The following is a 15,230-nucleotide window of genomic DNA, read 5'->3' on the forward strand; positions in this document are numbered from 1 at the left end:
CAATCCCTTGATCCAGGGCAATGCAATGCGCTCGCCGCCCGCCTACAATCGGCGGCTTTGCCCATCCCCCATGCGCCACGCTCCCGAACTCCTCCTGCCTGCCGGCTCGCTGGCCAAGATGCATGCCGCCTTCGATTATGGCGCCGACGCCGTCTACGCGGGCCAGCCCCGCTACAGTTTGCGCGTGCGCAATAACGATTTTTCGACCTTGCAAGCCTTGCAGGAGGGCATAGACGGCGCGCATGCGCGCGGCAAGCAGTTTTTTGTTGCCAGCAACATCTTCGCCCACAACGCCAAGCTGAAGACGTATTTGCGCGACATGGAACCGGTGATCGCCATGCGCCCGGACGCCCTGATCATGGCCGACCCGGGCCTGATCATGATGGTGCGCGACAAGTGGCCGGAGATTCCCGTACACCTGTCCGTGCAGGCGAATGCCGTCAACTGGGCCGACGTGAAGTTCTGGCACCGCATGGGCTTGACGCGCGTGATTTTGTCGCGCGAGCTGTCGCTCGACGAGATCGAGGAAATCCGCCAGCGCTGCCCGGAAATGGAACTGGAAGTATTCGTCCACGGCGCCCTGTGCATCGCCTATTCGGGCCGCTGCCTGCTGTCCGGCTATTTCAACCACCGCGACCCGAACCAGGGCACGTGCACGAACTCCTGCCGCTGGGATTACAAGGTGAAAAACGCGGCGGAAGACGCCAGCGGCGACCTGGGCGGCATGCAGGTGGTGCCTCTGGAATTCCACCGGGCGCTGGCCGAGGCCGACAACAACGCGTTTTCCGCCCTGCATCAGCAGCCGCGCCACCCGCTGGCCGACCAGCCGTATCTGATTGAAGAAGCCCAGCGCCCGGGCCAGCTGATGCCGATACTCGAAGACGAGCACGGCACCTACATCATGAATTCGAAGGACTTGCGCGCCGTCGAGCACATCGAGCGCCTGGTCAAGATCGGCGTCGACTCGCTGAAGGTCGAGGGCCGCACCAAGTCGCTGTACTACGCGGCGCGCACGGCGCAAGTCTACCGCCAGGCCATCGACGACGCCGTGGCGGGCCGGCCCTTCGATATCAGCCTGCTGGGCCAGCTGCAGGGCCTGGCCAACCGCGGCTACACGGACGGTTTCTACCAGCGCCACCACACGCAGGCGCACCAGAACTACATGCGCGGCGCCTCCGAGGCGGACCGCAGCCAGTACGTGGGCGACGTGCTGGGCGTGGCGGACGGCTGGGCCAGGGTGGAAGTGAAAAACCGCTTCGCCGTGGGCGACCGCCTCGAAGCCGTGCATCCGGGCGGCAACCGCGACATCACCATCGCGCGCATGCTGGCCGACGACGGCAGCGAGATCCAGGTGGCGCCGGGCAGCGGCCACTTCGTGCGCATCGAACTCGACGGGGCGCTGGACAAGGCCTTGCTGGCCCGCTATCTGTAACCGCCAGTCTGGGGCGCACAGTGGCAAACCAGTATGTAAGTGTTTGATTTGACAAGTAAAAATGCGCGCCTCAGCGCTTAAACAATTTGTTTAAGCCTCAACATTGCTATACGATACGGCCACCCTGCGCCCGGGGGCCTTATCGGCATCCCGTGCGTTCCTGACACGTTCACCGGAACCCCCGATGCCACCTGCCACTCCTGCCCTGATCACCAATGACGCCGTCGTCCTCGGCCTGCTCGCCATGACCCTGGGGGCCGTTTTCTGGACCGCCTCCCGCCCGGACGGCTTCTGGAAAAAGTTCTATACGTACATCCCCTCCTTGCTGATGTGCTATCTGATCCCGGCGCTGCTCAACACCTTCGGCATCATCGACGGCAACACCTCGGTCCTGTACGCCGTGGCGCGCGACTATCTGCTGCCCAGCGCACTGGTCCTGCTGTGCGTGGCCATCGATTTCGGCGGCATCGTCCGCCTCGGCCCCAAGGCCATCATCATGTTTCTCACCGGGACGCTGGGCGTGATGCTGGGCGCCCTCGTCTCGTTCGAAGCCTTGCGTTTGATCCACCCGGAAACGGTGGCGGGCGACACGTGGCGCGGCATGACGACTGTCGCCGGCTCGTGGATAGGCGGCGGCGCCAACCAGGCGGCCATGAAGGAAGTGTTTGACGTGGACGCCACCCTGTTTGGCCAGTTCGTCGCCGTCGATGTGCTGGTGGCCAACATCTGGACGGCCGTGCTGCTGTTCCTGGCCGGCCGCGCAGGCGCGTTCGACCGCTGGACGGGCGCGGACTTGTCCGCCATCAATGCGCTCAAGGACAGCATCGAAAGCTACCGCGCCCAGCACGCGCGGGTTGCCGGCCTGACAGACATCATGATCATCCTCGGCGTAGGCCTTGGCGCGACGGGCCTGTCGCATTTCCTGGCCGGCCCCATCATCAGCTGGATCACCACCTTGCCGGCCGCCTGGCGCTTGCAGGATTACAGCCTGACGTCGGCCTTCTTCTGGATAGTCGTGCTCGCCACCACGTTCGGCCTGCTGCTCAGTTTTACCCGGGCGCGCAGCCTCGAAGGCGCGGGCGCCTCGACCATCGGTTCGGCCATGCTGTACGTGCTGGTGGCCACCATCGGCATGCACATGGACTTGAAAGCCCTGCTCGACAAGCCCTTTTTGTTCCTGCTGGGCCTGATCTGGATCGCCGTGCACGGCGGCCTGATGCTGCTCGTCGCCAAGCTGATCCGCGCGCCCCTGTTCTTCATGGCCGTGGGATCGCAAGCCAACATCGGCGGCGCCGCCTCCGCCCCCGTCATCGCCAGCGCCTTCCACCCGGCCCTGGCGCCCGTGGGAGTGCTGCTGGCCGTGCTCGGCTATGCGCTGGGCACCTATGGCGCCTACATCACGGGATTGATATTGCGCAGCATGGCAGGGTGATCAGGGTACTGGCGTGCGCCAGGCAAGCGGCATGACACACGACAACGCCAGCCTTCGGGCTGGCGTTGTCGTTTCTGCGCGGGACATGGCGGCGACCGCTGCGTGCCAGCGCGCGCAGCGCGCCGGGAAAAGCTGGTGACCAGCGGTATCGCACCATGGCGATGCCAGCGCGCCACGGCGTGGACCAGCCTTGCCCTGGCGCGGCAACGGCAGTGTCACTTGGTTGTTTTTCCTGGCAGACCAGTTGCCTTTCCAGCGACGGCAAAGCTTCGCCAGAAAATCCCCAAAATGTAGCAGAAACCCCTCAAAACCAAATTTCTGCACTATTTTCGTGCAAAATCTGCGATGATAGTTGCCAAAACAACCGATTACCTCCATGGAATTCTGATGAAATACGCATCTGCTCACGAGTATGTCCAGCATGTCGCCGCACGCAATCCGGGTCAACCCGAGTTTCTGCAAGCCGTCACCGAAGTCATGGAGAGCTTGTGGCCGTTCCTGGAACAGCACCCGAAATACGCGGAACAAGGCTTGCTGGAACGCTTGATCGAGCCGGAGCGCGTGGTGATGTTCCGCGTCTCGTGGGTCGATGACCATGGGCAAGTGCAAGTGAACCGCGGCTACCGCATCCAGCACAGCATGGCCATCGGGCCGTACAAGGGCGGCATCCGTTTCCACCCGTCCGTGACCTTGTCCGTGCTGAAATTCCTTGCCTTCGAGCAGACATTCAAGAATGCGCTGACGACCTTGCCCATGGGCGGCGGCAAGGGCGGCGCCGATTTCGATCCGAAGGGCAAGAGCCCGGGCGAAGTGATGCGCTTCTGCCAGGCCTTCGTGAGCGAACTGTTCCGTCATGTGGGTGCGGACACGGACGTGCCGGCCGGCGACATCGGCGTGGGCGGGCGCGAAGTGGGCTACATGGCCGGCATGATGAAAAAACTCAGCAACCGTGCCGATTGCGTCTTCACGGGCAAGGGCGCCAGCTTCGGCGGCTCGCTGATGCGTCCGGAAGCGACGGGCTACGGCACCGTGTATTTCGCCGAGGAAATGCTGAAAACACGGGGCCGTTCGTTCGAAGGCATGCGCGTCTCCGTTTCCGGTTCGGGCAACGTGGCGCAGTACGCGGTGGAAAAAGCCATGGCCATGGGCGCCAAAGTCGTCACCGTCTCCGATTCCAGCGGCACCATCATCGACGAAGAAGGCTTTACGCCGGACAAGCTGGCCATCCTGATGGAGATCAAGAACCATCTGTATGGCAGGGTCAGCGACTACGCGGAGCGCACGGGCGTGCGCTTCGCGGCGGGCGCCTCGCCATGGCATGTGCCGGTCGATATCGCCCTGCCCTGCGCCACGCAAAACGAACTGAACATCGACGATGCGCGCACCCTGATTGCCAATGGCGTGCAGTGCGTGGCCGAAGGCGCCAACATGCCCACCACCATCGAAGCGGCAAAAGCGTTCGAGGCAGCCGGCGTGCTGTATGCGCCGGGCAAGGCCAGCAATGCGGGCGGCGTGGCGACATCCGGCCTGGAAATGAGCCAGAACGCGGCCCGCATGTCGTGGCCCCGTGAAGAAGTCGATGCGCGTTTGCTGCAGATCATGCAAGGCATCCACGCGGCATGCAAACAATACGGCACGCGCGCCGATGGTTCCGTCAGCTATGTGGATGGCGCCAATATCGCCGGCTTCGTGAAAGTGGCCGATGCAATGCTGGCGCAGGGAGTAATTTAGGCGGCCTAATGACACCTGACAAAACCGTAGCGAGCGGAAGAGAGAGGTGACCGAGAAGCGCAACCGTACTCAAGTACGGTGAGCATCGCAGGCCGCCTATATCGACGCGCAGTAGGTTTGGTCAGGTGTCCTACGACATTTCGGGCTTCATCAGGCTCTTGCGGCTGATGGTGCGGCCCGATACCATGAACTCGCCGTTGCCCCGGTAGTGCAGGGTTTCGGGCAGCTTGGGCGACGTGGCCACGTGGGCTTTCACGCACTCGAAAATGAAAAAGCCCCCTTTCGGATTGCCCGCCACCTGGGCCAGCTTGCATTCGAAGTTGGCGTAGCACTCGGCAATCAGGGGGGCGCCCACCTGCTCGGCCGGCTGCGCCGTCAGGCCGAAGGCGGCGAACTTGTCCGTGTCTTCGCCGCTGCAGTTGCCGATGGCGACCACCTGGTCGACCATGTCGGCCGTGGGCAGGTTGATCACGCACTCCATGCTGCGCTTGATCATTTCATGGCTGTGGTTCGCGTCGGAAATGAAGCAGCCCAGCAACGATGGCGTAAATTCCATCAGCATGTGCCAGGCCATGGTCATGACGTCGCTCTCGCCCTTCCAGGTGGAACTGACCAGCACCACCGGCCCCGGTTCGAGGAAGCGGCGGATATCGGCGACGGGATAGTCTTCTTTGTGGTAATTTTTCATGCAGTCTCCAGGACGCGGTACGCCATAGCATAGCCGAACGGCACCTTGCCGGGCGCGCGCCTGGCCGGCAGCGGCGCTGTCTCATCCATGCCGCGATTTGTGCAGTTCGTCGCAAATTTCTCCCTCTCGGAGAACTTGCGCCCTAGAATACACTGATCAACTACTCAAGGAAACCGCCATGCGCCATCTGCTCCAGTTGTCCGTCCTGTCCCTTGCCTGCCTCGCGAGCGTCGCGCATGCCGACGAACAGGCGCGCACGGTGGGCGCCTTCAACGCCATCGACATCCGCGGCCCCATCAGCATCGAAATCGAATCGGGCAAAGAGCAGACCCTGCTGCTGCGCGGCGACCAGAAATTCCTCAGCGGCGTGATCACGGAAGTGGTCGACGGCGAGCTGAAAATCTCCATGAAGGACAAGGATATCAAGAAAACGGATGGCGATCCGCGTATCATCATCACCATGCCCACCTTGCGCAAGCTGATCGCGGAAGGCGCGGGCGAAAAGATCCTGACCAAGCTCAATGGCCCGCGGGTCGACATCAGCTACAAGGGCGCGGGACGCCTGGCCGCCGATGGCCAGGTCGACTGGCTGCGCCTGAAAGCGCAAGGCGTGGGCGAAGTCGATACGAAAGCCTTGCTGGCGAAAAACGTCGACGTCAATTTCGACGGCATCGGCTCCGTCAAGGTGTATTCCTCGGGCGAGCTGAACGCCGTGGTGCGCGGCATGGGCGAACTGACCTATTACGGCAAGCCGAAGATCGTGCACAAGTCGATCGCCGGCATCGGCAGCGTCAACGCCGCCAAATAAGCATTGCTGACAAAAACAAGGCCATCAGGCCGCTGGAGACCGCATGACCGCAACACATGACACCGCAGCGCCGCTGGTGCTGCGCGAGGATGAGGGTGGCCTGGCCACCCTGCGCTTGAACCGTCCCCTGCAATTCAATGCCCTGTCGGAAGCCATGCTGGCCGCGCTGCAGGCTGAACTCAACCTTATCGCCGGGCAGCCGCACGTGCGCTGCGTGGTGCTGGCCGCCGAAGGCAAGGCTTTTTGCGCGGGCCACGATTTGCGCCAGATGCAGGCCACGCGCCAGCTTGCGTATTATCAAACCCTGTTCGCGCAATGTTCGCGCGTGATGCAAGCCATTCAAACCCTGCCCGTGCCCGTGATTGCCCGCGTACACGGCATCGCCACGGCGGCCGGCTGCCAGCTGGTGGCCAGCTGCGACCTGGCCGTGGCGTCCGCGTCCGCCCGCTTTGCCGTGTCCGGCATCAACGTGGGCCTGTTCTGCGCCACGCCGTCCGTGGCCCTGTCGCGCAATGTGTCGCCCAAGCGGGCCTTCGACATGCTGGTGACGGGCCGCTTCATCGACGCCGACACGGCCGCCGACTGGGGCCTGGTCAATGAAACGGTGGCCGACGCGGCGCTCGACGACGCCGTGGCGCGCCTGGCGCAGCAGATCATGGCGAAAAGCCCCACGGCCATCCGCTACGGCAAGGCCATGTTCTACCGGCAGCGCCAGCTGCCGCTGGACGAGGCATATGCGTATGCGGGCGACGTGATGGCGCGCAACATGATGGAAGAGGATGCGGACGAAGGCGTCACTGCCTTTTTAGAGAAGCGGCCGCCCAGCTGGGCGCGGCCTTGAGCGCCTGACCGAACCTACTGCGCGTCGGTATAGGCGGCCTGCGATGCTCACTGTACTTCAGTACAGTTGCGCTTCCCGGCCACCTCTCCCTTCCGCTCGCTACGGTTCTGTCAGGTACTCTTGAATGAGTAAGCTAACGAGCATCCTTCATCTGCTGCTGGACAGAAAGACTCAAGGTACCCAGGTCTTCCTTGCCCAGCAGCGGTAATTGCGCCAGCAGCTGGGCCAGGGCGGAACTGCCCGTCACGTCCAGTTCGGACGACTGCACCAGCACCGTGCCGGCGCCCGTGAAGTCGATCTGCTTTTCCTCGCCCGACAAACTGAAACCCGTGAGCGCGCCGGCGGCCGAGGCCCAGCCCTGTACGTGGGCGTAGTCGTAGTGGTAGGACGGGCTGGGGCAGTCGGCCCAGCCCAGCACGGCCTGCTCGTCCACGCGGCACGGCAACTCCAGGAAATGCACGGGGCCGTTCGACGAGGCGATCACTTTGCCCGTGCCTATCATGGTCAGATAGCCGGGCAGGGTCGATTCCTGGCAAATCACGTCCTTGGTAAAACCCAGCAGGTTTTTCGCGCGGATGGTCATGTTGGCGTTGTCCAGGTCGTAGCACGCCAGGTCGTTGCCATTGTCGCCCAGGATCAATTGGCCCTGCCCTTGCGCCACGACAAAGTGGTGCACATACTTGGGGGCATTGAAGGCATTGCGCACGATCAGGTCGAGCACGCTGCTGCCCATGGATTCGAAGCGCAGCTCGCCATAGAAGGCGATCATCTTGCCCTTGCGAATGAAGATCTGTTCCTTGACGTCGATGACATACGAAAAACGGTTCAGGTTATCGTTCTTCGGCAAGGTATCGGGATTGTAAATCGTCATGGCTTACCTTTCGCTCGCTTGGATGTAGACCGTGCCCTGGCCCGCAAACTTCACCTGGTAGGACTCACCCGATGCCTGGCCGACGAAGGTTTTCCAGTTCAGGTCCGTGACGATGGTCGAGCTCAACTGCCCCGTGTGGCCGATATACGCTTGCGGGTCCACGAACACGGGCACGTCCGGCGTGACGAGCAAGCCGATGGCGTTGCCGTCGGACAGGATCGCCACTTCGCCCGTGCCTTGCAAGGTGGTGGTAAACAAGCCCTGGCCCGAGGCCATGCCGCGCACCACGCCCTGCACGCCGCCCTGATTACCGAGAAACATGGTGCCGGCCGTCAGGCGCGCATCGAAGGCCAGCAGGGAGTCGCTTTCCACATAGAAGGTTTCGCCGCGCACGGGGACGATGGTGACGAACAGGCCGCCCTGCGCGTAAAACACGCTGCCCGTGCCGCGCGCCGACATCAGGGCATAGCCCTCGTGCGTGACGGCGCGCATGGCCAGGCTTTGCACGCCCTGGCCGGCCAGGAAGGAGCGGCTGAACGCCACGTCGCCCTGGTAGGACACCATGGCGCCCTTGCGCGCGAAGACTTCTTCATTGCCGAGTTTAACCTCGAGCATCTTTTCATTGATCTGCTGATAGACAGGCATCGCGGGTCCTCGCTGACTTAACGTTCGGCGGGCTGGATGAACACCACGCCCTGGCCTGTGAATTTATGCTGGTACGATTCGCCCGAGCTCTGGCCGATCATGGTGCGCCAGTTGACGTCGAAGACGAATTCCTGGCGGATGTCGCCCTTGAAGCCGACGAAGGCGTCCGGGTCCACGCGCAGCGGGTGCGCCGGCGTCACTTCCAGCATGATCAGGTTGCCGCGCGAAATGACGGCCAGGTTGCCGTGGCCTTCGACGGTGGTGGAAAACAGGCCCTGGCCCGAACTGGCGCCGCGCAAGCCGGCAAAGCTCGTGCCCGTCTTCAGGCTGGTGTCGTAGGCCAGCAGGCTGCTGCTTTCGATGGTCAGCTTTTCGCCCGTCAACGGGATAACGGTGATCTCGGCCGCATTCTGCGCGAAAAACACGGTGCCCGTGCCGCTGGCCTGCATCACCTGCATGCCTTCGTTCGTCACCTTGCGCTTGAGCGCGCCAAAGATACCCTCGCCACCGAGCAGGGATTTTTCAAATTTGATGCTGCCCGTATAGGCGACCATGGCGCCGGCAATGGCCAGCACTTTTTCCTCCTGCAGGCGCACTTCCAGCAGGCGGTCGGTATTGGTGCGGAAACTGGTCACGCGCGACTCCCCAAGAATGCCAGGGCACAAAGCCATGGCTGTCCGACAAGATACCGGTGGCGTTACCGCCATGCAAGCGCTATTCCTCCCGAACGGGGGGAGGACAATAAAAAAAGGCGTGCCCAAAGGCACGCCTTGCGTTCACACCAGCAGCCGATTACTCGGCCAGCACCGGCCTGGCGCCGCGCGCGTTCTGGAACAGCGGCACGGGATCATTGGTATTGACTTCCACCACCGTGACGCCCTGCACCACGCCGGCCACCTGGTAGCCGACGGCGCCCAGGTGGCGCTTGCCTTCGGCCAGGTTGGACCAGCTCAGCGAGACAGTCGCCGTACCGCCCGTGAAGGCCGTGCCAGGCATCAGCGCCTTGAAGCTGCCGTTGGACAAGCCCGGCGCCAGTACCCACGACGACAAGGTGTAGTCGGCCTGGCCGTTTTGCGGCGCAAATCCGATCACGCACACCTTGTAGGTGCCGGCGGCGGGCAGGCGCAGTTCCACTTGCTCGTTGGAACTTTCGTTGCCGCTGCTGCCGACCAGCACATTGGCGGCGTTGTAGACCTCCATGTCCATGTCGGTATGCGCGCCGCCCGTCGTTTCCGCGTCGTAGGTGGCGAAACGCGCCGCCAGGGTGCCGGCCGGTATCACCACATTGTGCACGTTCACGCCCGTGGCGCCACCGGCCTTGCAGGCGGCCGATGCGGCGGCGCCCGTCGTTGCCTGGCCGATCGTGCGCGTTTCACGCACGGCTTCGACGAGACCCGACTTGACGCTGGCCAGCGCACCCGAGAAGCCCGTGCCCAGGGTCAGCACCTTGCTGCCCGTGGCCGCTTCGCTGCTGACCAGCGGAATGGCGGCCAGCGAGGTGCCGCGCGCCGTCAGCGGGCTGCGCACCGTGTGCGTGCCGTCCGTCCAGCTCAGGGCGCCGTACGTCCAGGTATTGGCCGGCGCCGTGGTGCGCGTCAGCTTGACCTGGTACTGGCCCTTGGCGCCCGGTGCCAGGTTCAGGCTGGTAGGCGTCACCGCCACCGTGTAGCCGGGCAGGCTGGCCGAGACGGTGTAGACGGCGCTGCCGGCGCCCACGTTCGTCACCGTGCGCGTCAGGGTTTGCGTGCCCAGCACATTGGCCGCCGTCAGCGACGCCAGGTTCAGGTTGTAGGCAGCGATGCTGCCGATGGCCTGGCAGGTGGCGGCGCTGTAGACCTTCAGGTTCAGGCCGCACAGGAAGCGCGCATAGTCGATTTCCGACATGTCGTACACGAGGCCCGGGTCGGCCGCGCCATTCGGCGCGATGTGGCCGGCGCCCTGGCCCCACGGCAGCTGGCCCGAGTTCTTCGCCGTGGCATCCCACGACACGGAACCGTTCAAGCCGTCCGAATAGGTGCTGAAGGCCGTCGTCATCAGCGCCGACTTGATGGCAGCAGGCGACCAGTCAGGATGCTGCTGCTTGAGCAGTGCCGCCACGCCCGCCACGTGCGGGCTGGCCATCGAAGTGCCGGAATAGAAATCCCATTCGGCCGCCGGCGCCACGCCGCCCGCCGCCACGGCATCGCGCTGCGCCTGCGTCAGGTCGGCCGTCACGCCGGCCAGCACGTTGGTGCCGGGCGCCGACAGGTCCGGTTTCAGGATGTTCGCGTTGGCCACGTTCGGGCCGCGCGAAGAGCGGTCGCTGACGATCGGCGCCAGCACCGTGGTGTCCGGTATCGTATGCACCTCGCCCAGCGCGGCCGTGCCATCGGGCGTCGCCGCCATGAAGGCCTTCAGCGCGTCGCCCTGCGCCTGCGCCAGGTGCACGGTCGACAGCGCATGCGCCTGGTTGATGATGGTGTTGGCGCCACCGGCCACGTTGGCGATGATCACGCCCGCCGCACCCGCCGTTTTGGCATTCGCGCTCTTGTTGACCAGCACGTTGCCGCCCCGGTCGCACACCAGCACCTTGCCCGCCACTTTCGCCGGGTCCAGGTAAGCCGACGTGGCATCGGCCACGCCGAAGCAGCGCAGCAGGTTGACATCCGTCGGCGACACGCCGGCCAGGCCCGCGTCGCGCGCCTGGATCAACGGCAGCGCGGGCGTCTTCGCATTGCTCGATGCGCCTTCCAGTTTCGTGCCGCTGCTGAGGATCACGTTGGCCGCGTACAGGCGGTTGTGGGTGGAGTTGGCCACCGTCGCCAGCCAGGGGCTGATGTGCGACACGGGCGCCGGCACGTCCGGTGCGGGCGTGGCCGGACCGGAATTGCCGCCGGAAGTGGCGACAAACACGCCGGCGGCCGCCGCGCCGAGGAAGGCCACTTCCGTCGGTTCGTCGAAGGCGCCGCCGCCCGCGTTCGGGCCGATGGAAAAGTTGATGACGTTGACGCCATCCTTGACCGCCTGGTCGATGGCGGCCACGCTGTCGGCCGTGGCGCAGCCGTTGCGGCCCGTCGAGGCGGCCGTCCAGCACACCTTATAGGCGGCGATGCGGGCGCGCGGCGCCATGCCCGAAGCCTTGCCCAGCGATACGCCGTTCGAGGTGGCCAGGGCGCCGTTGTTGCCGCCCGCCGTGGACGCCGTGTGCGTGCCATGGCCGCCGTGTCCCGTCAGGCCGGCGACGGAATCGCGCGGCGACAGGAATTCCGTCCAGTGCAGCGCGGACGTGGCGGCGCGGTAGTAGCGCGCGCCGATCAGCTTGTTGTTGCAATTCTCGGCGGAAAAGCCTTCGCCCGTCTGGCAAGTGCCCTGCCAGCTGGCCGGCGGCGCGCCGTACACGACGTTGTTGCCGCTGTGGCTGGGCACGCCGTTCTCGTCGAGGCGGTCGGCAAAGGCCGTGTTCTCTGGCCAGATGCCGCTGTCGACGATGCCGATGATGATGTCTTCGCCCGCGTGCGCCTTGCCGCCCAGCTGCTCCCAGATGCCGCCCGGCTTGTCCAGGCCCAGGAAGCTGGGCGTGTAGCTGGTGTCGAGCTGCAGGATGGAGTCGGCGCTGATGCTGGCCACGCCGCTGTTTTTCTTCAGGGCCCGCACTTCATCGTCCGTCAGCAAGGCGGAAAAGCCGTTGAAGACGACGCTGTACTGGTGCGTGATTTCGGCCGCGCTGACGGTGCCGGCCACGGCGGCCTGTTTGGTGTCGAGGTAGTTCAGGTAAGCCTGCACGTCGGCGGCGCCCACATTGATGCGCGCGCCCGGGGCGGGCTTGGTGGCGGCCAGGCCGTCGACCTGGCCCGTATAGGTGGCGGCCGGCTTGTCGACCAGCTGCACGATGTAGGAACGACGCTCCTGCGCCTGGGCTGCTTGCGCCAGGCTGGCGGCCAGCAGGAGAATACCGAGCGAAACGGGACGTAATTTCATCTTACGCTCCTTGCACGGTGGAGACGGCGAACTTGCCGGTGCGGCGGCGCGACAGCATGCCGATGGCGCCCAGGCCGGCCAGCATCAGCATGTAGGTCGACGGTTCCGGCACGGCGCTGATGTTGATATTGTCGAGCGCGAACTGACCCTGGTTGAAGGCGGGGAAATCGAGGGAATTGCTGCACGCGCCCGTATCGTTGAAGATGCACGCATTGAAGGTCAGGCCCGTAAACGCATAGTTGCTGAAGCCCGCCAGCAGCGAAGCGCTCTGGAAATGGTAATTGCCGTCGCTGCCCTGGCCGGGAAACGCCAGCGAGGTGCTAATCACCTGGCCGTCGCTCAAGATGCCGTTCAGCTGCAGCTGGCCCCAATTCTGGTTGGGCAAGCCGGACACGGGGGCGATGAAGGAATAATCGAAACCGGCCAGGGTGAATGCCTGGCGGTCGGCGCGCGAGAAACTCACGCCGCCATCGTTGAGAATGGCCAGGTAATTGCCGGTGGCGCCCTGCGGGCAGGCGGCGATATCGCACGACGAGCCCACGCGGCCATCGAGGATGGCGCCCACGCCGCTGACGCCGCCGCCGGCCGCCGTGGTCGGATCGGCCAGGAACAGCAGGTTGTAGCTCGACGTATTGAGCGTCTGGCCGCTTTCATAGACATCGGGACGCAGCGAGTCGAAGCTCAGGACATCGGCCATGGCCGGCGCCGAGGCCAGCACGGACAAGCCGGCCAGCGCGGCAAGGACGGTGGCGCGACCGCGGATAGCGGGCGGATTGACGGTGGCGGGCGATACCCGCGCAGGTGATAAACGATTCATTCTATTCCCTTGATTGTTGTGGATAGATAGGTCGGCAGGTCTGATGCCCGCTTTCAGCTTTTTCACAAAAGTGTCAACAAATATAGCAAATCGCATAAAACAAATAGCATATTTTTAATATCATTTATTTATTTTTTATCTAACTCCACGAAACTTTGTTTTGTTTTATCTATGAAAGCTTGAGCAATCTCAACGTTACATTTGAACAACAATTCATGGCAATCCTGGCGTGCGCGCCAGCGGGTGGGCGCAACTTCGGATAAGCTCGAAAACCGCGCCTGGCGCGACCGTCACTTCGCGGTACACCTGTTCCATCCTGGAACACTTGCCTGTCCCCCCGCGCAACGCATGACGTGCCCCTCCGCCCCCCTGCGCCGATGGCATGAAGCTTGCACAACAAGAAGATCGACCGTGCTCAGGGAGCAGCATCATGCAACACGACCAACTGGCCGCCAGCGGCCGCACAGGCATGCGCCCGGCCCGGCGCAGCATCATGTGCTGCGCCCTGGCGCTGGCTTTTTTCCTGCTGGCCGCCAGGCTGGACCTGGCCGAACGGCTGACGCAGGCATTCGCCCGGCAGGAACACTGGCAGCTCGATGAACTGGCGCTGAGCCTGCTGGTGCTGGTACTGGCGCTGGCCGGTCTTGCCGTGCGGCGGGAACGCCAGGTGGCGCTGCTGCTGGCGCAGAACCGCGCCCTCACGCAGCGCCTGCTGCGCGCGCAGGAAGAGGAACGCTGCGCGCTGGCGCGCGAACTGCACGATGAAGTGGGACAGGACTGCACGGCCATCCGCGCAGCCGCCAGCTACATCCTGCGCGCCGGCGCAAACGACCTGGCAAACGTGCAGGCGTGCGCCGCCAGCATCGCCCGCTCCTCGGAAGCGCTGCATGCGATGGTGCGCACCATGCTGCGCCGGCTGCGCCCGCCCGTGCTCGACAGCCTGGGCCTGGAAGCGGCCCTGCAGGCGCTGTGCGACAGCTGGGCGCAGCAGCACGGCATCGCCTGCCATTTCGCGCCGCACGCCATCCCCGCCGGCCTCGACGACAGTACCGCCACCGCCATCTACCGCCTAGTGCAGGAAGGCTTGACGAACGTGGCGCGCCACGCGGGGGCCGATCGTGCCACGGTGGAATTGCGCGCCGATGCGCACGGCTTGCTGCACCTGGCCATCGAAGACAACGGCCAGGGTTTGCGCCAGGATGCGCAGCAGGAATCCGGTTTCGGCATGCTGGGCATGCGCGAGCGCGTGGCGGGCCTGCGCGGCCATATCCGCTGGATCAGCGCGCTGGGCAACGGCTTGCGCATCGAAGTGGCCCTGGCCGCCCGGTGCGCGGCATGAGCGCCATGCACAGCGGCATGCGGCCGATCCGCGTGATGCTGGTGGACGACCATCCCGTGGTGCGCACGGGCTACCGGCGCCTGCTGGAACAGGGCGGCGACATCGCCGTCGTGGCCGAGGCGGGCAATGGCGAAACGGCGTATGGCTTGTACCTGGAGCAGGCGCCCGACGTCTGCGTGACGGACCTGTCCATGCCCGGCATCGGCGGCCTGGAATTGCTGCGCAAGCTGCTTGCGCGCGATGCGGCTGCCCGCGTGCTGGTGTTCAGCATGCACGACACGCCGCAGCTGATCGCGCGCGCGCTCGATGGCGGTGCCTGCGGCTTCGTCAGCAAGCAAGCCGACCCGGAACACCTGGTCGACGCCGTGCGCGCCGCCCACGCGGGCCGGCGCTACCTGGACCCGCACAGCGCGCCCGGCGTGCTGCAGGGCGCGGCCAGCGCGGAAGCGCAGCGCTTGAGCAGCCTGAGTCAGCGAGAATTCGAAATCTTCCGCCTGCTGGCCGAAGGCCGCAGCGCCGCCGACTGCGCCCGCCTGCTGCACGTGAGCAGCAAGACGGTGGCCAACCACCAGACTTGCATCAAGGAAAAGCTCGACGTGCCCGGCCCCGCCGCCCTCGTCCACTTGGCGCTGCGCAACGGCATCATCGAGCAGCGCCAGCTGTGACCCG

Annotated in this window: 13 protein-coding genes; 7 read left to right on the forward strand and 6 right to left on the reverse strand. The window is 64.6% G+C overall.

Annotated features, from left to right (window positions below; all coding sequences use genetic code 11):
- The first annotated feature begins 70 nt into the window (after positions 1-70).
- The 3 genes from yegQ (at position 71) to gdhA (ending at position 4,595) form a co-directional block, all read left to right on the forward strand.
- Positions 71-1,432, forward strand: coding sequence for a tRNA 5-hydroxyuridine modification protein YegQ (gene yegQ / locus GCN74_RS12465; protein ID WP_152256977.1), 1,362 nt, complete (start codon positions 71-73; stop codon positions 1,430-1,432).
- 184 nt (positions 1,433-1,616) lie between these two features.
- A complete protein-coding gene (locus GCN74_RS12470) occupies positions 1,617-2,864 on the forward strand; it encodes a DUF819 domain-containing protein (RefSeq protein WP_152256978.1) in 1,248 nt (415 codons plus the stop codon).
- A 387-nt stretch (positions 2,865-3,251) separates the two neighbouring features.
- Positions 3,252-4,595: an NADP-specific glutamate dehydrogenase gene (gene gdhA / locus GCN74_RS12475; RefSeq protein WP_152256979.1), complete on the forward strand. Its 1,344-nt coding sequence runs from the start codon at positions 3,252-3,254 to the stop codon at positions 4,593-4,595.
- A 130-nt stretch (positions 4,596-4,725) separates the two neighbouring features.
- Here gdhA and GCN74_RS12480 read toward each other — a convergent pair whose 3' ends face one another.
- A complete protein-coding gene (locus tag GCN74_RS12480; protein ID WP_152256980.1) occupies positions 4,726-5,283 on the reverse strand; it encodes a flavin reductase family protein in 558 nt (185 codons plus the stop codon).
- A 178-nt stretch (positions 5,284-5,461) separates the two neighbouring features.
- On the opposite strand from GCN74_RS12480, the gene GCN74_RS12485 reads away from it, so the two are divergent.
- Both GCN74_RS12485 and GCN74_RS12490 read left to right on the forward strand, forming a co-directional pair.
- A complete protein-coding gene (locus tag GCN74_RS12485; protein WP_152256981.1) occupies positions 5,462-6,091 on the forward strand; it encodes a GIN domain-containing protein in 630 nt (209 codons plus the stop codon).
- Positions 6,092-6,134: 43 nt separating this feature from the next.
- Entirely contained in the window at positions 6,135-6,932 is a 798-nt protein-coding gene (locus GCN74_RS12490) for an enoyl-CoA hydratase (RefSeq protein WP_152256982.1), read from the forward strand.
- Positions 6,933-7,065: 133 nt separating this feature from the next.
- On the opposite strand, the gene GCN74_RS12495 is transcribed toward GCN74_RS12490, so the two are convergent.
- The 5 genes from GCN74_RS12495 to GCN74_RS12515 form a co-directional block, all read right to left on the reverse strand.
- Positions 7,066-7,803, reverse strand: a complete 738-nt coding sequence (locus GCN74_RS12495; protein ID WP_152256983.1) for an AIM24 family protein — start codon at positions 7,801-7,803, stop codon at positions 7,066-7,068.
- A gap of 3 nt (positions 7,804-7,806) precedes the next feature.
- Complete coding sequence (locus GCN74_RS12500; protein ID WP_152256984.1) at positions 7,807-8,448, reverse strand: AIM24 family protein; 642 nt, start codon at positions 8,446-8,448, stop codon at positions 7,807-7,809.
- Between the two features lie 17 nt (positions 8,449-8,465).
- Positions 8,466-9,119: an AIM24 family protein gene (locus GCN74_RS12505; protein ID WP_152256985.1), complete on the reverse strand. Its 654-nt coding sequence runs from the start codon at positions 9,117-9,119 to the stop codon at positions 8,466-8,468.
- Between the two features lie 121 nt (positions 9,120-9,240).
- A complete protein-coding gene (locus tag GCN74_RS12510; RefSeq protein ID WP_152256986.1) occupies positions 9,241-12,405 on the reverse strand; it encodes a S8 family serine peptidase in 3,165 nt (1,054 codons plus the stop codon).
- Between the two features lies 1 nt (position 12,406).
- A complete protein-coding gene (locus GCN74_RS12515; protein ID WP_193317060.1) occupies positions 12,407-13,222 on the reverse strand; it encodes an NF038120 family PEP-CTERM protein in 816 nt (271 codons plus the stop codon).
- A 430-nt stretch (positions 13,223-13,652) separates the two neighbouring features.
- Between GCN74_RS12515 and GCN74_RS12520 the strand changes: the two genes are divergently transcribed.
- Both GCN74_RS12520 and GCN74_RS12525 read left to right on the forward strand, forming a co-directional pair.
- On the forward strand, positions 13,653-14,561 hold the full coding sequence (locus tag GCN74_RS12520) for a histidine kinase (protein ID WP_152256987.1): 909 nt from the start codon (positions 13,653-13,655) through the stop codon (positions 14,559-14,561).
- Complete coding sequence (locus GCN74_RS12525) at positions 14,558-15,226, forward strand: response regulator transcription factor (protein WP_226939011.1); 669 nt, start codon at positions 14,558-14,560, stop codon at positions 15,224-15,226. The genes GCN74_RS12520 and GCN74_RS12525 overlap by 4 nt, the downstream gene beginning before the upstream one ends.
- The last annotated feature ends 4 nt before the right edge of the window (positions 15,227-15,230 follow it).

The organism is Janthinobacterium sp. FT14W (assembly GCF_009208755.1).
GTDB lineage: Bacteria > Pseudomonadota > Gammaproteobacteria > Burkholderiales > Burkholderiaceae_D > Janthinobacterium > Janthinobacterium violaceinigrum.

Bases quoted from the DNA above. Each gene is read 5' to 3' on its own strand.
- GCN74_RS12495 (WP_152256983.1), bottom strand. From the start codon at position 7,803: ATGACGATTTACAATCCCGATACCTTGCCGAAGAACGATAACCTGAAC.
- GCN74_RS12525 (WP_226939011.1), top strand. From the start codon at position 14,558: ATGAGCGCCATGCACAGCGGCATGCGGCCGATCCGCGTGATGCTGGTG.
- GCN74_RS12515 (WP_193317060.1), bottom strand. From the start codon at position 13,222: ATGAATCGTTTATCACCTGCGCGGGTATCGCCCGCCACCGTCAATCCG.
- GCN74_RS12505 (WP_152256985.1), bottom strand. From the start codon at position 9,119: ATGGCTTTGTGCCCTGGCATTCTTGGGGAGTCGCGCGTGACCAGTTTC.
- gdhA (WP_152256979.1), top strand. From the start codon at position 3,252: ATGAAATACGCATCTGCTCACGAGTATGTCCAGCATGTCGCCGCACGC.
- GCN74_RS12520 (WP_152256987.1), top strand. From the start codon at position 13,653: ATGCAACACGACCAACTGGCCGCCAGCGGCCGCACAGGCATGCGCCCG.
- GCN74_RS12490 (WP_152256982.1), top strand. From the start codon at position 6,135: ATGACCGCAACACATGACACCGCAGCGCCGCTGGTGCTGCGCGAGGAT.
- GCN74_RS12470 (WP_152256978.1), top strand. From the start codon at position 1,617: ATGCCACCTGCCACTCCTGCCCTGATCACCAATGACGCCGTCGTCCTC.
- GCN74_RS12485 (WP_152256981.1), top strand. From the start codon at position 5,462: ATGCGCCATCTGCTCCAGTTGTCCGTCCTGTCCCTTGCCTGCCTCGCG.
- yegQ (WP_152256977.1), top strand. From the start codon at position 71: ATGCGCCACGCTCCCGAACTCCTCCTGCCTGCCGGCTCGCTGGCCAAG.
- GCN74_RS12500 (WP_152256984.1), bottom strand. From the start codon at position 8,448: ATGCCTGTCTATCAGCAGATCAATGAAAAGATGCTCGAGGTTAAACTC.
- GCN74_RS12510 (WP_152256986.1), bottom strand. From the start codon at position 12,405: ATGAAATTACGTCCCGTTTCGCTCGGTATTCTCCTGCTGGCCGCCAGC.
- GCN74_RS12480 (WP_152256980.1), bottom strand. From the start codon at position 5,283: ATGAAAAATTACCACAAAGAAGACTATCCCGTCGCCGATATCCGCCGC.